Origin of the sequence: Leifsonia sp. NPDC058194 (assembly GCF_042883605.1) — a bacterium.
In the GTDB taxonomy this organism is placed as follows: Bacteria; Actinomycetota; Actinomycetes; order Actinomycetales; family Microbacteriaceae; genus Leifsonia.
Genome location: NZ_JBHVVL010000003.1, coordinates 385415 through 398711, shown reverse-complemented (window position 1 = coordinate 398711; position 13297 = coordinate 385415). Strand labels below are relative to the sequence as shown.

Here is a 13297-nt window from a genome sequence, read left to right as displayed (position 1 = left end):
TCAGGAGGCGCGGCGGGCGCGAGCCGCGCGACGCTTGAGCGCGCGGCGCTCATCCTCGGAGAGTCCACCCCAGACGCCCGAGTCCTGGCCGGTCTCGAGTGCGTACTGCAGGCAGATCTCGGTGACGGTGCAGCGAGCGCAGACCGCCTTCGCCTTGTCGATCTGATCGACAGCGGGACCCGTGTTTCCGACGGGGAAGAAAAGCTCGGGGTCCGCGGTCAGGCAGGCGGCTTTGTCGCGCCAATCCATGAAGATATGCTCCTTGTTCGCTGAATGTTTCCTGGCCTGAATGGCCTAGAATGCAGGTAAGCAGTCGGGTTACAGGGTTCTTCAGATCCGTTTGGGAAAAAGACCTGCCCACCACCCTGTGAGCACTAACTCGACCTCCAATATGCTCCCATAGCGCTTAACTCGAATCAATAGTTTTGTATGGGATAACGCTGAGAACACAAGACGGAAATGGTGGGGTGGTATAGTGCCCGGTTCGGCCGTGCGTCCTCCGGCGCTCCTGGCGCTCGCGGTGATCCTGTTCCTGGAGGCCGCGCTGGTCACCGGTCTGGCCGTCTGGCTGCTGATCGATCTACTGACCCTGACACCGCAGTACCTGACGACCGCGATCGCCATCTTCGTGCTGACGGCGCTGGCGGCCGTCTGGGTCATCATCACCGCCGCAGGCATCCTGCGCCGTCGCGCCTGGGCGCGTGCGTCGACCGTGACCATCCAGATCCTGCAGATCGCGGTCGCCGTCGGCTGCTTCCAGGGCCTGGTCGCGCGCCCGGACGTCGGCTGGGCGCTGCTCGTGCCGGCCGTGGTGGCGGGCGTCCTGGCGCTGACCCCGTCGGTCGTCCGTGCCACCGTGCGCAACACAGAGCAACACGAATGAGCACTCCGGGGGAACAAGACGCAGACTGAGTGCGTTATGCCCGATATCGTGACTGATCCCTCCGCCCCGCAGCAGACCACCGTGCCCACCGCCGCAGCCGCCGCCGCAGCTCCCGCCACCATCGATGCAGCCCGTTCCGGGTACGACGCGTGGCGCGCCGGGCGGCTCGCGTCCGTCGTCGCCCCGACCGGCAACCTCGCGCTCGTCGAGACCCGTTGGCTGACGCCCGGCGACGCGACGACCGTCGACGATGCGCTGGAGGGCCGGCCCGACACGGTCACCGCGACGGAGCTCACCCGGCGCAACCTCGAGACCGGCGAGCCCGAGCGCGGAATCCGGCTCTGGGACGCGGACTCGCCCGCCATCCGCGCGTTCGACACCATCGAGGCGTTCCCGTTCGACCCGGCATGGGTCGTCGAGGCGGAGTTCCACCCGGTGTCCGCCGACCGCACCGTGCCGTTCGAGCACCTGCGCGACAACGGGCTCACCCGTGAACTCGTGGTGCCGGGCGACATCACCTTCCGTCTCGACGGGGTCGAGCACACGCTGAGCGCGTTCGACGACGACGGCACCCTGCTGCTCGTCTTCGCCGACGCGACCAACGGCGCCGAGGGGGACGACGGGACCTACGCGTCCGGCCGGTTCCTCTTCGTGCAGCGCGACGGCGATCGCGTCGTCCTCGACTTCAACCGCGCCTTCGTGCCTCCCTGCGGCTTCTCGGACCAGTACAACTGTCCGCTGCCGCCGCGGAACAACCGCTTCGCCGTGCCCGTCCCCGCGGGTGAGAAGCGCGTCGTGCTCCGCACGGGCGGCGCGCTCTAGCGCATCCGGCTCCACCTCCCTTCCCCCTCCACACAGCACAGGAGAACTCCGTTGAGAAAGACCCCCCTTCTCGCCACGCTCGCGATCGGCCTCGCGGCAGCACTGGCTCTCGCCGGCTGCTCGGGCGCCTCGTCGTCCTCGTCGGCGTCCGGCACCGACGCGACGATCGCCGTCGGCTCCCAGAACGAGCCCGTGCACCTCGACAACACCGCCGGCAGCGGCAGCGGCGTCACCGAGGCGTTCAACGGCAACGTCTACGAGGGCCTCTTCAAGCTCACCGACGACGGCAAGGTCGAGCCCCTCCTCGCCACCAAGTACACGACGAGCGAGGACGGCCTCACCTACACGTTCACGCTCCGCGAGGGAGTGAAGTTCCACGGCGGCTCCGAGTTCACCAGCGCCGACGTGAAGCGCAGCATCGAGCGCGTGACCGCGGACGACTCGCAGTCGGCCCGCAAGTCGCAGCTCGCGGTGATCTCCGGTATCGAGACGCCCGACACGCACACCGTCGTCATCACGCTGAAGAGCCGCTCGATCTCGCTGCCCTACAACCTCAGCTACGTCTGGATCTACGGCCCGGGCGTCAAGGACTACAAGACGGCGGAGGACGGCACCGGTCCGTACACCCTCGGCACGTGGAAGCGCGGCAGCTCGCTCAGCATCGAGCGCTGGAGCGGCTACTGGGGCGAGAAGGCGAAGAACAAGGAGGTCGTCTTCGACTACTTCACCGACGCCTCGGCCCTCTCGAACGCGCTGCTGACGAACCAGGTGGACATCGTCACCAACATCCAGAGCCCCGACGCCCTGGCGCAGATCAAGGACAACAAGGATTACACGATCAACGACGGCAAGTCGACGGTCAAGGAACTCCTCGCGTTCAACGACCGCGTCGCACCGTTCGACAAGGCCGAGGTCCGCAAGGCCGTGTACTCCGCGATCGACACGAAGAAGCTGCTGAACTCGATCTGGGGCGACTACGGCACCCTGATCGGCTCGATGGTGCCGCCGAGCGACCCCTGGTACGAGGACCTCACCAAGGTCAACCCGTACGACACCGCTCTCGCCAAGAAGGAGCTGGCCGACGCCGGCTACCCGAACGGCTTCACGTTCACCCTCGACACCCCGAGCTACGACCCGCACCCCGCGGTCGCCGAGTTCGTGAAGAGCGAGCTGGCGAAGGTCGGCATCACCGTCAACATCACCACGATCTCCGCCGACGAGTGGTACTCCAAGGTCTTCAAGGAGAAGAACTTCGAGGCGACCCTGCAGGAGCACGTCAATGACCGCGACGTGGTCTGGTACGGCAACCCCGACTTCTACTGGGGCTACAACAACCCGCAGGTGACCCAGTGGGTGAACGAGGCCGAGCAGTCGTCGACCACGGCGGAGCAGACCGCGAAGCTGAAGCTGGTCAACGAGCAGATCGCCAAGGACGCCGCCAGCGTCTGGCTCTACCTCACCCCGCAGATCGTGGTCGCGTCGAGCGACCTCTCCGGGTACACCGTCAACGGACTGAACTCGACGTTCTACACGTACGACATCGTCAAGAAGTAACGCTCCGAGCGAGTTCTCCACCGATCGCCCGGGGAGTCCCTGACGGACTCCCCGGGCATCTACGCTGAAAAGACCATGGCCCCTTATCTGTTGCGTCGCACCGCGTTCCTCGTGGTGTCGCTGCTGCTCGCCATGGTCGTGCTCTTCTTCCTGCTGCGCGTGCTGCCGGGCGACCCGGCGAACGCGCTGCTCTCCGTCAACGCGACGCCGGAGCAGATCGCCGCGGCGCAGGAGCAGGTGGGCAGCAACCGTCCGCTGATCGAGCAGTTCTTCACGTGGTTCGGCAGCCTCCTGCGCCTCGACCTCGGCACGTCGTTCATCAGCTCCCTGCCCGTGGGGCCCGAGATCGTGTCGCGGCTGGCCGTCACCGTCCCGCTCACGATCCTGTCGTTCCTGCTCGCCCTCGTGATCGCGCTGCCCGTCGGCTTCGTCGCAGCGTGGAAGGCCGATCGCTGGTACGGGATCGCGCTCTCCGCGTTCTCGCAGCTCGGCATCGCCGTCCCGGTGTTCTGGGTCGGGATCCTGTTGGTCAGCGCCTTCTCCATCAACCTCCGCTGGTTCCCGTCGGGCGGCTTCCCCCGCGACGACTGGGCCGATCCCGCAGCCGCCCTGGAGTCGCTGGCGCTGCCCATCATCACGATCGCCATCGTGATGAGCGCATCCATCGCCCGCTACGTGCGCAGCGCGACGCTCGACGTGATCGGGAGCGACTACCTGCGCAATGCGCGCGCACTCGGCTCCGGCTTCGGCACGGCCATGTGGCGCCACGGCCTGCGCAACGGCGCGGTGCCGGTCATCTCCATCCTGGGCATCGAGCTGGCCACCACCTTCCTCGGCGCCGTGGTCGTCGAGAGCGTCTTCACCCTTCCTGGGCTCGGAAGCATGCTGCTCCGGGCGATCGAGCAGCACGACTTCCAGAGCATCCAGGGGATCCTCTTCGTGTCGACGTTCGCCGTGCTCATCATCGGCTTCGCGGCCGACGTCGCGCAGCGGCTCGTCGACCCGCGCCTGCGTCACAGCATCTCGGGGAACCGATGAGCGCGGTCGTGGATCAGGCCGCGGCGCAGGGCGCCGCTCCGCAGCGGGCGACGCGACGCCGCGCACGGCGCTCGGTCACGCTCGGCATCGGGCTCACGCTCGTCGGTCTGGTCGTGATCGTCGCCCTGGTGTCGTTCTTCTGGTTGCCGTACGCGCCGAGCGACACCGCGGGCGGGAGGCTCGAGCAGCCGGGCCCGGAGCACTGGCTCGGCACCGACAAGCTCGGTCGCGACCTGCTGTCGCAGCTGATGGTCGGCGCGCGGATCGCGCTCGCGGTCGGCGTCGGCGCTGTCGCCATCGGAGCGCTCGTCGGCATCACGATCGGCCTGCTCGCGGCCTTCGCATCGACCTGGCTCGACGACACGATCTCCGCCGTCCTCGACATCCTGATCGCCTTCCCGACCCTGCTGCTCGCCATGCTCATCGTCGCGGCCCAGGGAGCATCGCTCGGCACCGCGATCCTCGCCATCGGCCTGGCGATGTCGGCTGTGATCGCGCGACTGACACGCGTGCTGTCCAAACGCGTCCTCTCGCAGCAGTACGTCACCGCGGCGCGGACGTCCGGCACGAGTTGGCCCGGAGTCGTCGCCCGGCACATCCTGCCCAACATCTGGCCAACGCTCCTGGTCAACCTCGCCCTGCAGTTCGGCATCGCGGTGCTCGCCGAGGCGAGTCTGTCGTACCTGGGGCTCGGCGCCCCGCCGCCGAACGCCTCGTGGGGCCGGCTGCTGCAGGAGGCGCAGGGGACCGTCGCCGTCGCGCCGGTGGGCGCGATCGCCCCGGGTGTCGCCCTGGTCGTGCTGGTGATCGGCGTGAACCTGGTCGCCGACGGCCTCCGCGACGTCGCCGACCCGACTCGGAGGAGGTCGCGATGAGCCTGGATGTGCGCAACCTCTCCGTCGCGGCGCGCGACGGGTCGCCACTGGTGCACGACGTGTCGTTCTCGATCGGCGCGGGTGAGCGGGTCAGCCTGATCGGCGAGTCGGGGTCGGGCAAGTCCCTGACCTCCTTCGCGGTCGCGGGTCTGCTGCCCGACGGCTTGACGGCAGGCGGCAGCGTCGACCTGGACGGTGTCCAGGTCGTGGGCGCCAAGGAGCGGGATCTGGTGCCGCTGCGCGGGAAAGCCGTCTCGTTCGTCTTCCAGGAACCGCTGACCGCGCTCGATCCCCTCATGCGTCTCGGCCGACAGGTCGCGGAGCCGCTGCGGCGCCATCTCGGCCTGCGCGGAGGCGAGCTCCGGGCGGCCGTCCGTGAGGCGCTGGACGAGGTGCGTCTGCCCGACCCCGATCGGATCGCCCGCGCGTACCCTCACGAGATCTCGGGGGGCCAGCGTCAGCGGGTCGCGATCGCCGCGGCTCTGGCCTGCCGTCCGCAGCTCCTGATCGCCGACGAGCCGACGACCGCGCTCGATGTGACGGTGCAGGCCGACGTGCTCGCGCTCCTGGATTCCCTGATCGCCGAACGCGGGATGTCCCTCCTCTTCGTCAGCCACGATCTGGCCGTCGTCTCGCGGATGACCGACCGGGCGCTCGTGCTCCGTGCCGGCCGCGTGGTGGAGGAGGGCCCCATCCTGAGGCTTCTCGAGGCACCCACCGACCCGTACACGATCGAGCTCGTCCGCAGCGCCCGCGAGCTCGACGCCGCCCTGGAGGTGCCGTGACCGCCATCCTCGAGCTCCGAAACGCCGGCTTCCAGTACCGGCGTGCCACCGGCCCCGCCCTCGAAGGCGTCTCGCTGACGGTCGAGGCCGGCCGCAGCGTCGGCCTGGTCGGCGAATCCGGCGCGGGCAAGACGACCATCCTCTCCCTCCTGCTCGGACTCACCGGGCCGACCAGCGGGGAGGTCCTCTTCGACGGCAATCCGCTCGATCGGCGGGACCGTGATCGCATGCGGGAGTTCCGCCGCAGTGTGCAGACGGTCTTCCAGGACCCGTACTCGTCCCTCGACCCCCGACAGAACGTCGGCCGTATCGTGGGGGAGCCGCTGACCTCCCTCCGGCTCGCGACCGGCTCCCAGGCCCGCGAACGGGTCGCGGCCGCCCTCGAGGCGGTCTCGCTCCCGGCAGACGCGGCGAAGCGGTTCCCGCACGAGTTCTCGGGCGGCCAGCGCCAGCGCATCGCGATCGCGCGCGCCATTGTCTCGAGGCCGCGGGTGCTCCTCGCCGACGAACCGGTGAGCGCTCTCGACGTGACGACGCGCATCCAGATCGTCGAGCTTCTCGGTCGCCTGGCCGCGGACGAGGGCATGACCGTCGTGATGGTGTCGCACGACCTCAGCGTCGTCGCGTCGCTGTGCGCCGACACGGTCGTGCTGCGCGGTGGCCGCATCGTGGAACAGGGGCCGACCCGGGAGGTCCTGCGCTCCCCGGCCGACCCCTACACGCAACGGCTCCTGGCGTCGGTCCCGCGGCTCCCGGCCTGACCGGTCCGGGTACCGCTCGTGTCAGTCGAGACCGAGCTTCTTCCGGAGCGAGGCGACGTGACCGGTCGCCTTCACGTTGTAGAGCGGCAGCCGCACGGAGCCGTCGGGGTCGACGACGAACGTCGAGCGGATGACGCCCTGCACGACCTTGCCGTAGAGCTTCTTCTCTCCGTAGGCGCCGTACGTGTTGTGCACGGCGAGGTCCTCGTCCGAGAGGAGCGGGAAGTTCAAGCCCTCCTGCTCCTGGAACTTCTTGTTCTGCGCGGGGGCGTCCTTGGAGATCCCGATGACCCGGTAGCCGCTCGACTTCAGCGAGTTGAGGTTGTCCCGGAAGTCGCACGCCTCTTTGGTGCAGCCCGGCGTCATCGCCGCGGGGTAGAAGTACACGATGACGTTCTCCCCGGCGTAGTCGCCGAGCGAGACGGGGGAGCCGTCCTGGTCGGCAAGGGTGAACGCGGGGGCCTTCTGGCCGGCTTCGAGTCGCACGTCAGTCATGTCACCATTCTGGCGCACCCGGCGACGGATGGCGCCGTGCCGGTCAGCGTGCGAACGTCGTCAGCAGGCGTTGCAGCGAGTCGAGCCGGGCGCGTCCCGCGTCGCCCAGGGCGCCGGACTCGACGGCCTCGACGATGGCGCAGTCCGGCGCATCCAGGAGGTGCGTGCAGCCGCGCGGGCAGTCCTCAGCCAGCTGAGCGAGGTCGGTGAAGGATTTCAGGATGCTGTCCGTGTTCACATGCCCGAGGCCGAACGAACGAACGCCCGGGGTGTCGATCACCCAGCCGTGGCCCTCGCCGTTCTCGACCCTCAGCGACACCGTGGAGGAGGAGGTGTGGCGCCCGCGGCCGGTCACGACGTTCACATGGCCGGTCGCCCGGCGCGCGCCGGGGACCAGCTCGTTGACCAGCGTGGACTTGCCGACCCCGGAGTGCCCGACGACGACGGTGTCGTGGCCGACCAAGGCCGCCTTGATCTCGTCGACCGGGATGCGGTCCTCCCGGCTGGTGAAGACCGGCAGGTCCAGCCCGGCGAAGTTCTCGAGGAACGGGCCGGGGTCGGCGAGGTCGATCTTGGTCACGCAGAGCATCGGCTCGATTCCCGCATCGTATGCCGCGACCAGGTAGCGGTCGACCAAACGGGTGCGCGGCTCGGGGTTGGCCGCGGCGACCACGATCAGCATCTGGTCCGCGTTGGCGACGACCACGCGCTCGACCTCGTCCGTGTCGTCGGCGCTGCGGCGCAACAGCGTGGATCGCTCCTCGATGCGCACGATGCGCGCGAGAGTCCCCTCCTCGCCGGTCGTGTCGCCCACGACGGCGACGCGGTCGCCGGTGACGATCGGCTGGCGGCGCAGTTCGCTCGCGCGCGCAGCGGTCAGCTGGTGCTCGTCGCCGGTGTCCTCGTCCAGCAGCACGGTGTAGCGTCCGCGGTCGACGCCCAGCACGCGGGCGATACGGGCGTCGGCGTGCTCCGGGCGGGTCTTGGTGCGGGGACGATTGCCTTTCGGGTTCGGCCGCGTGCGGATGGTCGACTCGTCGTAGACGTCGTATTCGTCGTCCTCGTCGTCGTCCTCCCACCAGGCTCCCGTGTTCTCCGTCACTGCGGGCTGGTGCCTTCCGCGAGCATCCTGGTCCACAACTGGGTGAACTGGGGCAGCGTCTTCGCCGTCGTCGCGACGTTCTCGATCTCGACACCGGGGACCACGAGCCCGACGATCGCGCCGGCGGTCGCCATCCGATGGTCCTCGTAGCTGCGCCACACGCCTCCGTGGAGCGGGCGCGGCTCGATCCGGAGGCCGTCCTCCAGCTCGGTGACCGCACCGCCGAGACCGTTGATCTCGGCGGCCAGCGCGGCGAGCCGGTCGGTCTCGTGGTGGCGGATGTGCCCGATGCCGGTGATCTCGCTCGGCCCATCGGCCAGCGCGGCGATCGCGACCAGGGCCGGGGCGAGCTCGCCGCCGGTGGTGAGGTCGAGGTCGACGGCGCGGATGCGCTCCCGTCCCGTCACGGTCAACCGGTCGCCGTCGCGGCTCACGGTCGCGCCGAAGAGCGGCAGGAGGTCGGCGAGGTCGGCACCGACCTGCGTGGTCGTCTCGGGCCATCCCGTGATCGTCACGGAACCGCCGGTCACGACGGCCGCGGCGAGGAACGGAGCGGCGTTGGACAGGTCGGGTTCGATGTCCACGTCGAGAGCGCCGATGGCGCCGGGGCGCACGATCCAGCGACCGACCTCGGGAGACTCCACCCGCACTCCGCGCGCGTCGAGGGCGGCGATGGTCATCTCGATGTGCGGGAGGCTCGGGAGGCGCTCGCCGGAATGCGTCAGATCCAGCCCCTCCTCGAAGCGGCTGGCCGAGAGCAGGAGCGCGCTGACGAACTGGCTGGAGCTGGAGGCGTCGATGCCGATGGCTCCGCCGGTGACCGTCCCCGTTCCGTGCACGGTGAAGGGCAGGGAGCCGCGGCCGTCGTCGTTCACGTCGACGCCGAGCGCGCGGAGGGCAGCGATGATCGCGCCCATCGGCCGGCCGCGCGCGGAGTCGTCCGCGTCGAACGAGGTCGGGCCGAGGGCGAGCCCGGCGATCGGGGGCACGAACCGCATCACGGTGCCGGCCTGTCCGCACTCGATGGTGGTGCTGCCGAGGAGCTCGTCGGCCGGCGTCACGAGCAGGTCGGCGCCGAACTCGCTGTCGCCGCCCTTCTCCTCGATGCCGACGCCCAGCGAGCGCAAGGCCTCGACCATGTTCGCGGTGTCGCGCGAGTGCAGCGGGGCGCGCAGCAGCGACGGGCCGTCGGCGAGGGCGGCGAGGACGAGCTCGCGGGCGGTCAACGACTTCGATCCCGGCAGCGACACCGACGCCGAGACCGGCCCGGATGCGACGGGAGCGGGCCAGAGCAGGTTCGGCTCCTCCGTGCGGGCATCGCCGTACGGATCGAAGTCGGGAGCGGAATATTTCGAGATCAGCATTGTTGTCAAGGGTATCCGTGTTCCCGTCTGAAGGAAGGACATCCCGTGGCATCAAGGACCGCCGTTCTCGACGCTCCGCCTGCGGCGACGACCCGTCGCCCGGCCGCCGGGACCCGATCCGCAGGGACGGTGCGGCGCCGCCGGAACGCTTCGGCCGTCGCGCAACTAGACTTGCCCCTGATGAGCACCGAAACCGAGGACAGCGGTCGCCTCTTCGAGGAGCAGGCCCTGCCGTTCATGGACCAGCTGTACGCAGCGGCCCTCCGCATGACCAGGAATCCCTCCGACGCGCAGGACCTGGTGCAGGAGACCTACGTCAAGGCGTACGCCGCGTTCGCCCAGTTCCAGCAGGGCACGAACCTGAAGGCGTGGCTGTACCGCATCCTCACCAACACGTTCATCAACACCTATCGCAAGAAGCAGCGCGAGCCGTATCAGGGGACGATCGACGAACTCGAGGACTGGCAGCTCGGCGGGGCGGAGTCGATCTCCGCGTCGTCCAGCCGGTCGGCTGAGGCGGAGGCGATCGACCATCTGCCCGACAGTGCCGTCAAGGACGCGCTGCAGGCCATCCCGGAGGACTTCCGGCTGGCCGTCTACCTCGCCGACGTGGAGGGGTTCTCCTATCAGGAGATCGCCGACATCATGAAGACCCCGATCGGCACGGTGATGAGCCGGTTGCACCGCGGCCGCAAGATGCTGCGGGAACTCCTCACCGACTACGCGCACGAGCGCGGGCTCTCTGCTGTCCAGCCCGCCGCCGTGCAGACCACCAGGAGCACGAAATGACGGACTGCGGCTGCGACAAGGCCAAGAAGGACCTCGAGGAATACCTGCGCAACGAGCTCTGCCGCGAAGATGCGGCGGACATCCGCGAGCACCTCGCGAACTGTGACGGCTGCACCAACGAGGCGCACCTGAACGTGGTGCTGACCGAGGTGGTTCAGCGGGCGTGCAAGGAGACGGCGCCCGAGACGCTGCGCACCGAGGTGCTGCTGCGCATCCGGTCGTTCCAGGCGACCGCCCACTGAGCGAGTCCGGCGGTCAGTCGGTCCACTGAGGGGTCGGCTCCCCGGCTCCCGAGAAGCGCGCGTCCCAGATGGCGTCGAGTTCGGCCACGGTCGTCTCGTCCAGCGTGATGTCGCCGACGGCGACGTTCTCGGCGAGGTGCTCCGCGCTCGATGTGCCGGCGATCAGCAGCGTGTTCGGCGCGTGGCCGAGGAGCCAGGCCAATCCGACCTGTGCGGGCGTCGCCCCCAGGCGCTCGGCGGCCGCGATGACCTCGGGCTGCTCGGTCGCCTTCGGGATGCCGGGAAAGCCGGAGCCGAGCGGGAAGAACGGCACCCAGGCGATCTCGTTCTCCGTGCACAGCTGGAGCATCGGCTCGAACCGCCGTGCGACGACCCCGTAGGCGTTCTGAACGCACGCGATCCCCACCGGGAGGGCGCGGCGGAGTGTGTCGATATCGACGGCGCTGAGCCCGATCGCTCCGATGAGCCCGGCATCGCGGAGCGACACGAGCTCGGCGAGCTGGTCGTCGAGGTCGACGACCTGGTCACCCTCGGCGGTGATGCCCGGGCCGACGTCGAGCCGGCGCAGGTTGACGACGTCGAGGCGGTCGCGTCCGAGAGAGCGCAGGTTGTCCTCGACGGCACGGCGGAGCTCGTCGGGCTTCTGGCCGGGGCGCAGCGGGATCGGTCCGCCCGGGTTCTTGAGCGCGCCCACCTTCGTGACCACCAGGACGTCGTCCTCGGGGCGGAGGGCGCGACGGAGGAGGTCGTTCGAGACGCTGTCGCCGTAGAAGTCCGCGGTGTCGATGTGGTCGATCCCGAGGTCGACCGCCCGGCGCAGCAGCCGTTCGCCTGCGGCCGGGTCGGAGGCGAAGCGCTCCAGCGCCATGGCGCCGTAGCCGATGCGCGCGACGGGCCGTCCGGCCAGGTCGTAGGTGCCGCCGGGGTGGATGGAGGTGTCGCTCATGATGGGTGCGTCCCTATACTCGTCAGAGAGCGGAGGATCCTCCGCTTATAGATTCACTATACGGAGGGGTCTCCGCTTTGTCATCCCCTGAGCCGACCGCGATCCGATCCCGGGCGCCGCGCGCCGATGCGGCGCGCAATCGCGCTCTGCTCGTGGAGGCCGCCCGCGCGGCGTTCGCGGCGGGCGGAGACCAGGCCTCCCTCGACGCGATCGCCCGAGCGGCTGGGGTCGGGATCGGCACGCTCTACCGCAACTTCCCGACCCGAGAGGACCTCGTGGCTGCGGTCTACGCGAGCGAGCTCGACGCCGTGATCGCGGCCGCGGCGGAGGGCGGCGACACGGGGCCGGACGAGGGCCGGCCGGCCGATGCAGGCCTGCGCACCTGGATGGACCGGTACGCCGAGTTCGTGATGGCGAAACGCGGGATGGCGGAGTCGCTGCGCGCGGGGGCGCTCGCCGACGCGGCGAATACGGCGCACACCCGCGAGCGCGTGAACGGCGCGATCGCGGGCTACCTGAAGGCGGGAGCGGCGACGGGGGTTCTGCGGGGGGACCTCGCGGCCGACGATGTCACGACCGCCCTCGTCGGGGTGTTCCTCGCGACGCGCGACGTCGCCGACCGGGAGCAGATCGCCCGCCTGCTCGACCTGCTCGTCGACGGCCTCCGCCCGCGCAGCTGACGCGGCGTCGGGCGGCTCAGGCCCCCGTGCCGACCTGGTGGAGGAAGAAGAGGCCGCCGAGCGGATCGGTCGCCTGGGCGAATCGGCCGAACTCGCTGTCCCACGGATCGCGCACGACGGATCCGCCGAGCTCCACCACCCGCTGCGAGGCGGCCTCGGCGTCCGCGACACCGAAGTAGACCACCCAGTGGGAGGGGACTCCGGGCGGGAGCATCCCGTCGGCGTCGTAGACCCCGCCGCTCGGCGACTCCGGATCCCCGAACGTCGCGTAGCGGAAGTCGGCGGTGTCTCCGAGGACCTGAGTCTGCCACCCGAACACCCTCGTGTAGAAGTCGATCTGCGCCGGGTAGGCGCGGGCGTAGAGCTCGTGCCAGGCGATCCCACCGACCTCGTTGACGAGCTCGAAACCACGGTGCTCCCGCGGCTCCCACAATCCGACCACGGCGCCTCCCGGATCGGCGATCACCGCGAGACGCCCCTCTGTGCCGACATCCATGGCGGCGGCGATGGTCTGCGCGCCGGCCTCCACCGCCTCCCGTTCGGCGTCCTCGGCGTACTCGACGAGCAGATGCGTCAGCCAGGCGTCCTGCTGCCCGCCGGGCATCGCCGGTCCGATGCCGGCGACGGTGCGGCCGTCCTTCCGCATCGTCAGGTAGCCGCCGTACTCCGCGCCGGCTTCGTCGAAGGTCCATCCGAACAGGGCCGAGTAGAAATCGCGGGCGCGTGGCACATCGGAGGAGGCGAGGTCGACCCAGCAGGGCTCGCCGAGACGGTGTGTGGTCAGGACGGTCATGCGGCCACCGTACGCCCGGTGGAACCGGGTGCGGAAGGCCCGCCGGAACGCGAGAAGCGGGGGGGGGGGGGGGCGGCCGGCGCCGTCGGGCCCCCCCGCCGCGCGCGCCGCCTCGGCGAACCCCCCCCGCGGCGGAGCAGGCGGACCGAGGCCGACGAGCCGGAGTGG

Annotated in this window: 16 protein-coding genes; 10 read left to right on the top strand and 6 right to left on the bottom strand. The window is 69.9% G+C overall.

The annotated features are described in order from the left end of the window. Complete coding sequence (locus ACFVU2_RS14130; RefSeq protein ID WP_018190103.1) at positions 1-249, bottom strand: WhiB family transcriptional regulator; 249 nt, start codon at positions 247-249, stop codon at positions 1-3. A gap of 241 nt (positions 250-490) precedes the next feature. Here ACFVU2_RS14130 and ACFVU2_RS14125 point away from each other — a divergent pair, with 241 nt between their 5' ends. From ACFVU2_RS14125 to ACFVU2_RS14095, 7 genes are all read left to right on the top strand, one after another. Then, complete coding sequence (locus ACFVU2_RS14125) at positions 491-883, top strand: hypothetical protein (RefSeq protein WP_387875379.1); 393 nt, start codon at positions 491-493, stop codon at positions 881-883. 48 nt (positions 884-931) lie between these two features. Beyond that, positions 932-1705: a DUF1684 domain-containing protein gene (locus ACFVU2_RS14120; RefSeq protein ID WP_387875378.1), complete on the top strand. Its 774-nt coding sequence runs from the start codon at positions 932-934 to the stop codon at positions 1703-1705. Positions 1706-1756: 51 nt separating this feature from the next. Then, positions 1757-3259, top strand: coding sequence for an ABC transporter substrate-binding protein (locus ACFVU2_RS14115; RefSeq protein ID WP_387875375.1), 1503 nt, complete (start codon positions 1757-1759; stop codon positions 3257-3259). A gap of 75 nt (positions 3260-3334) precedes the next feature. Next, positions 3335-4297 (top strand): ABC transporter permease, encoded by a 963-nt coding sequence (locus tag ACFVU2_RS14110; RefSeq protein ID WP_387875374.1) that lies wholly within the window; start codon positions 3335-3337, stop codon positions 4295-4297. Further along, entirely contained in the window at positions 4294-5172 is an 879-nt protein-coding gene (locus ACFVU2_RS14105; RefSeq protein WP_387875373.1) for an ABC transporter permease, read from the top strand. Before ACFVU2_RS14110 ends, ACFVU2_RS14105 begins: the two co-directional genes overlap by 4 nt. Beyond that, the gene (locus ACFVU2_RS14100) at positions 5169-5957 is read left to right on the top strand and encodes an ATP-binding cassette domain-containing protein (RefSeq protein ID WP_387875370.1); all 789 of its coding nucleotides are present in this window, start codon (positions 5169-5171) and stop codon (positions 5955-5957) included. The genes ACFVU2_RS14105 and ACFVU2_RS14100 overlap by 4 nt, the downstream gene beginning before the upstream one ends. Beyond that, a complete protein-coding gene (locus ACFVU2_RS14095; RefSeq protein ID WP_387875366.1) occupies positions 5954-6718 on the top strand; it encodes an ABC transporter ATP-binding protein in 765 nt (254 codons plus the stop codon). The genes ACFVU2_RS14100 and ACFVU2_RS14095 overlap by 4 nt, the downstream gene beginning before the upstream one ends. A gap of 21 nt (positions 6719-6739) precedes the next feature. Here the strand turns inward: ACFVU2_RS14095 and bcp are convergent, their stop codons facing one another. Genes bcp through aroA form a run of 3 tightly spaced genes read right to left on the bottom strand, consistent with a single transcriptional unit; the run spans position 6740 to position 9679 of the window. After that, complete coding sequence (gene bcp, locus ACFVU2_RS14090) at positions 6740-7213, bottom strand: thioredoxin-dependent thiol peroxidase (RefSeq protein WP_387875363.1); 474 nt, start codon at positions 7211-7213, stop codon at positions 6740-6742. A gap of 43 nt (positions 7214-7256) precedes the next feature. Then, complete coding sequence (rsgA, locus tag ACFVU2_RS14085) at positions 7257-8315, bottom strand: ribosome small subunit-dependent GTPase A (RefSeq protein WP_387875362.1); 1059 nt, start codon at positions 8313-8315, stop codon at positions 7257-7259. Beyond that, the gene (gene aroA, locus ACFVU2_RS14080; RefSeq protein ID WP_387875361.1) at positions 8312-9679 is read right to left on the bottom strand and encodes a 3-phosphoshikimate 1-carboxyvinyltransferase; all 1368 of its coding nucleotides are present in this window, start codon (positions 9677-9679) and stop codon (positions 8312-8314) included. The genes rsgA and aroA overlap by 4 nt, the downstream gene beginning before the upstream one ends. A gap of 180 nt (positions 9680-9859) precedes the next feature. On the opposite strand from aroA, the gene ACFVU2_RS14075 reads away from it, so the two are divergent. Further along, on the top strand, positions 9860-10468 hold the full coding sequence (locus ACFVU2_RS14075) for a sigma-70 family RNA polymerase sigma factor (RefSeq protein ID WP_223360088.1): 609 nt from the start codon (positions 9860-9862) through the stop codon (positions 10466-10468). Further along, positions 10465-10710: a zf-HC2 domain-containing protein gene (locus ACFVU2_RS14070; protein WP_021759686.1), complete on the top strand. Its 246-nt coding sequence runs from the start codon at positions 10465-10467 to the stop codon at positions 10708-10710. Before ACFVU2_RS14075 ends, ACFVU2_RS14070 begins: the two co-directional genes overlap by 4 nt. 13 nt (positions 10711-10723) lie before the next feature. Here ACFVU2_RS14070 and ACFVU2_RS14065 read toward each other — a convergent pair whose 3' ends face one another. Continuing rightward, positions 10724-11656 carry an aldo/keto reductase gene (locus ACFVU2_RS14065; RefSeq protein ID WP_387875357.1) on the bottom strand — a complete coding sequence of 311 codons (933 nt, stop codon included), beginning with the start codon at positions 11654-11656 and terminating at the stop codon, positions 10724-10726. 77 nt (positions 11657-11733) lie between these two features. Between ACFVU2_RS14065 and ACFVU2_RS14060 the strand changes: the two genes are divergently transcribed. Beyond that, positions 11734-12336, top strand: coding sequence for a TetR/AcrR family transcriptional regulator (locus ACFVU2_RS14060; RefSeq protein ID WP_387875355.1), 603 nt, complete (start codon positions 11734-11736; stop codon positions 12334-12336). 16 nt (positions 12337-12352) lie between these two features. On the opposite strand, the gene ACFVU2_RS14055 is transcribed toward ACFVU2_RS14060, so the two are convergent. After that, positions 12353-13129 carry a VOC family protein gene (locus ACFVU2_RS14055; RefSeq protein ID WP_387875352.1) on the bottom strand — a complete coding sequence of 259 codons (777 nt, stop codon included), beginning with the start codon at positions 13127-13129 and terminating at the stop codon, positions 12353-12355. Positions 13130-13297: the final 168 nt, after the last annotated feature.

Bases quoted from the DNA above. Each gene is read 5' to 3' on its own strand.
- ACFVU2_RS14130 (WP_018190103.1), bottom strand. From the start codon at position 249: ATGGATTGGCGCGACAAAGCCGCCTGCCTGACCGCGGACCCCGAGCTT.
- ACFVU2_RS14110 (WP_387875374.1), top strand. From the start codon at position 3,335: ATGGCCCCTTATCTGTTGCGTCGCACCGCGTTCCTCGTGGTGTCGCTG.
- ACFVU2_RS14105 (WP_387875373.1), top strand. From the start codon at position 4,294: ATGAGCGCGGTCGTGGATCAGGCCGCGGCGCAGGGCGCCGCTCCGCAG.
- ACFVU2_RS14100 (WP_387875370.1), top strand. From the start codon at position 5,169: ATGAGCCTGGATGTGCGCAACCTCTCCGTCGCGGCGCGCGACGGGTCG.
- bcp (WP_387875363.1), bottom strand. From the start codon at position 7,213: ATGACTGACGTGCGACTCGAAGCCGGCCAGAAGGCCCCCGCGTTCACC.
- aroA (WP_387875361.1), bottom strand. From the start codon at position 9,679: ATGCTGATCTCGAAATATTCCGCTCCCGACTTCGATCCGTACGGCGAT.
- ACFVU2_RS14075 (WP_223360088.1), top strand. From the start codon at position 9,860: ATGAGCACCGAAACCGAGGACAGCGGTCGCCTCTTCGAGGAGCAGGCC.
- ACFVU2_RS14070 (WP_021759686.1), top strand. From the start codon at position 10,465: ATGACGGACTGCGGCTGCGACAAGGCCAAGAAGGACCTCGAGGAATAC.
- ACFVU2_RS14065 (WP_387875357.1), bottom strand. From the start codon at position 11,656: ATGAGCGACACCTCCATCCACCCCGGCGGCACCTACGACCTGGCCGGA.
- ACFVU2_RS14055 (WP_387875352.1), bottom strand. From the start codon at position 13,129: ATGACCGTCCTGACCACACACCGTCTCGGCGAGCCCTGCTGGGTCGAC.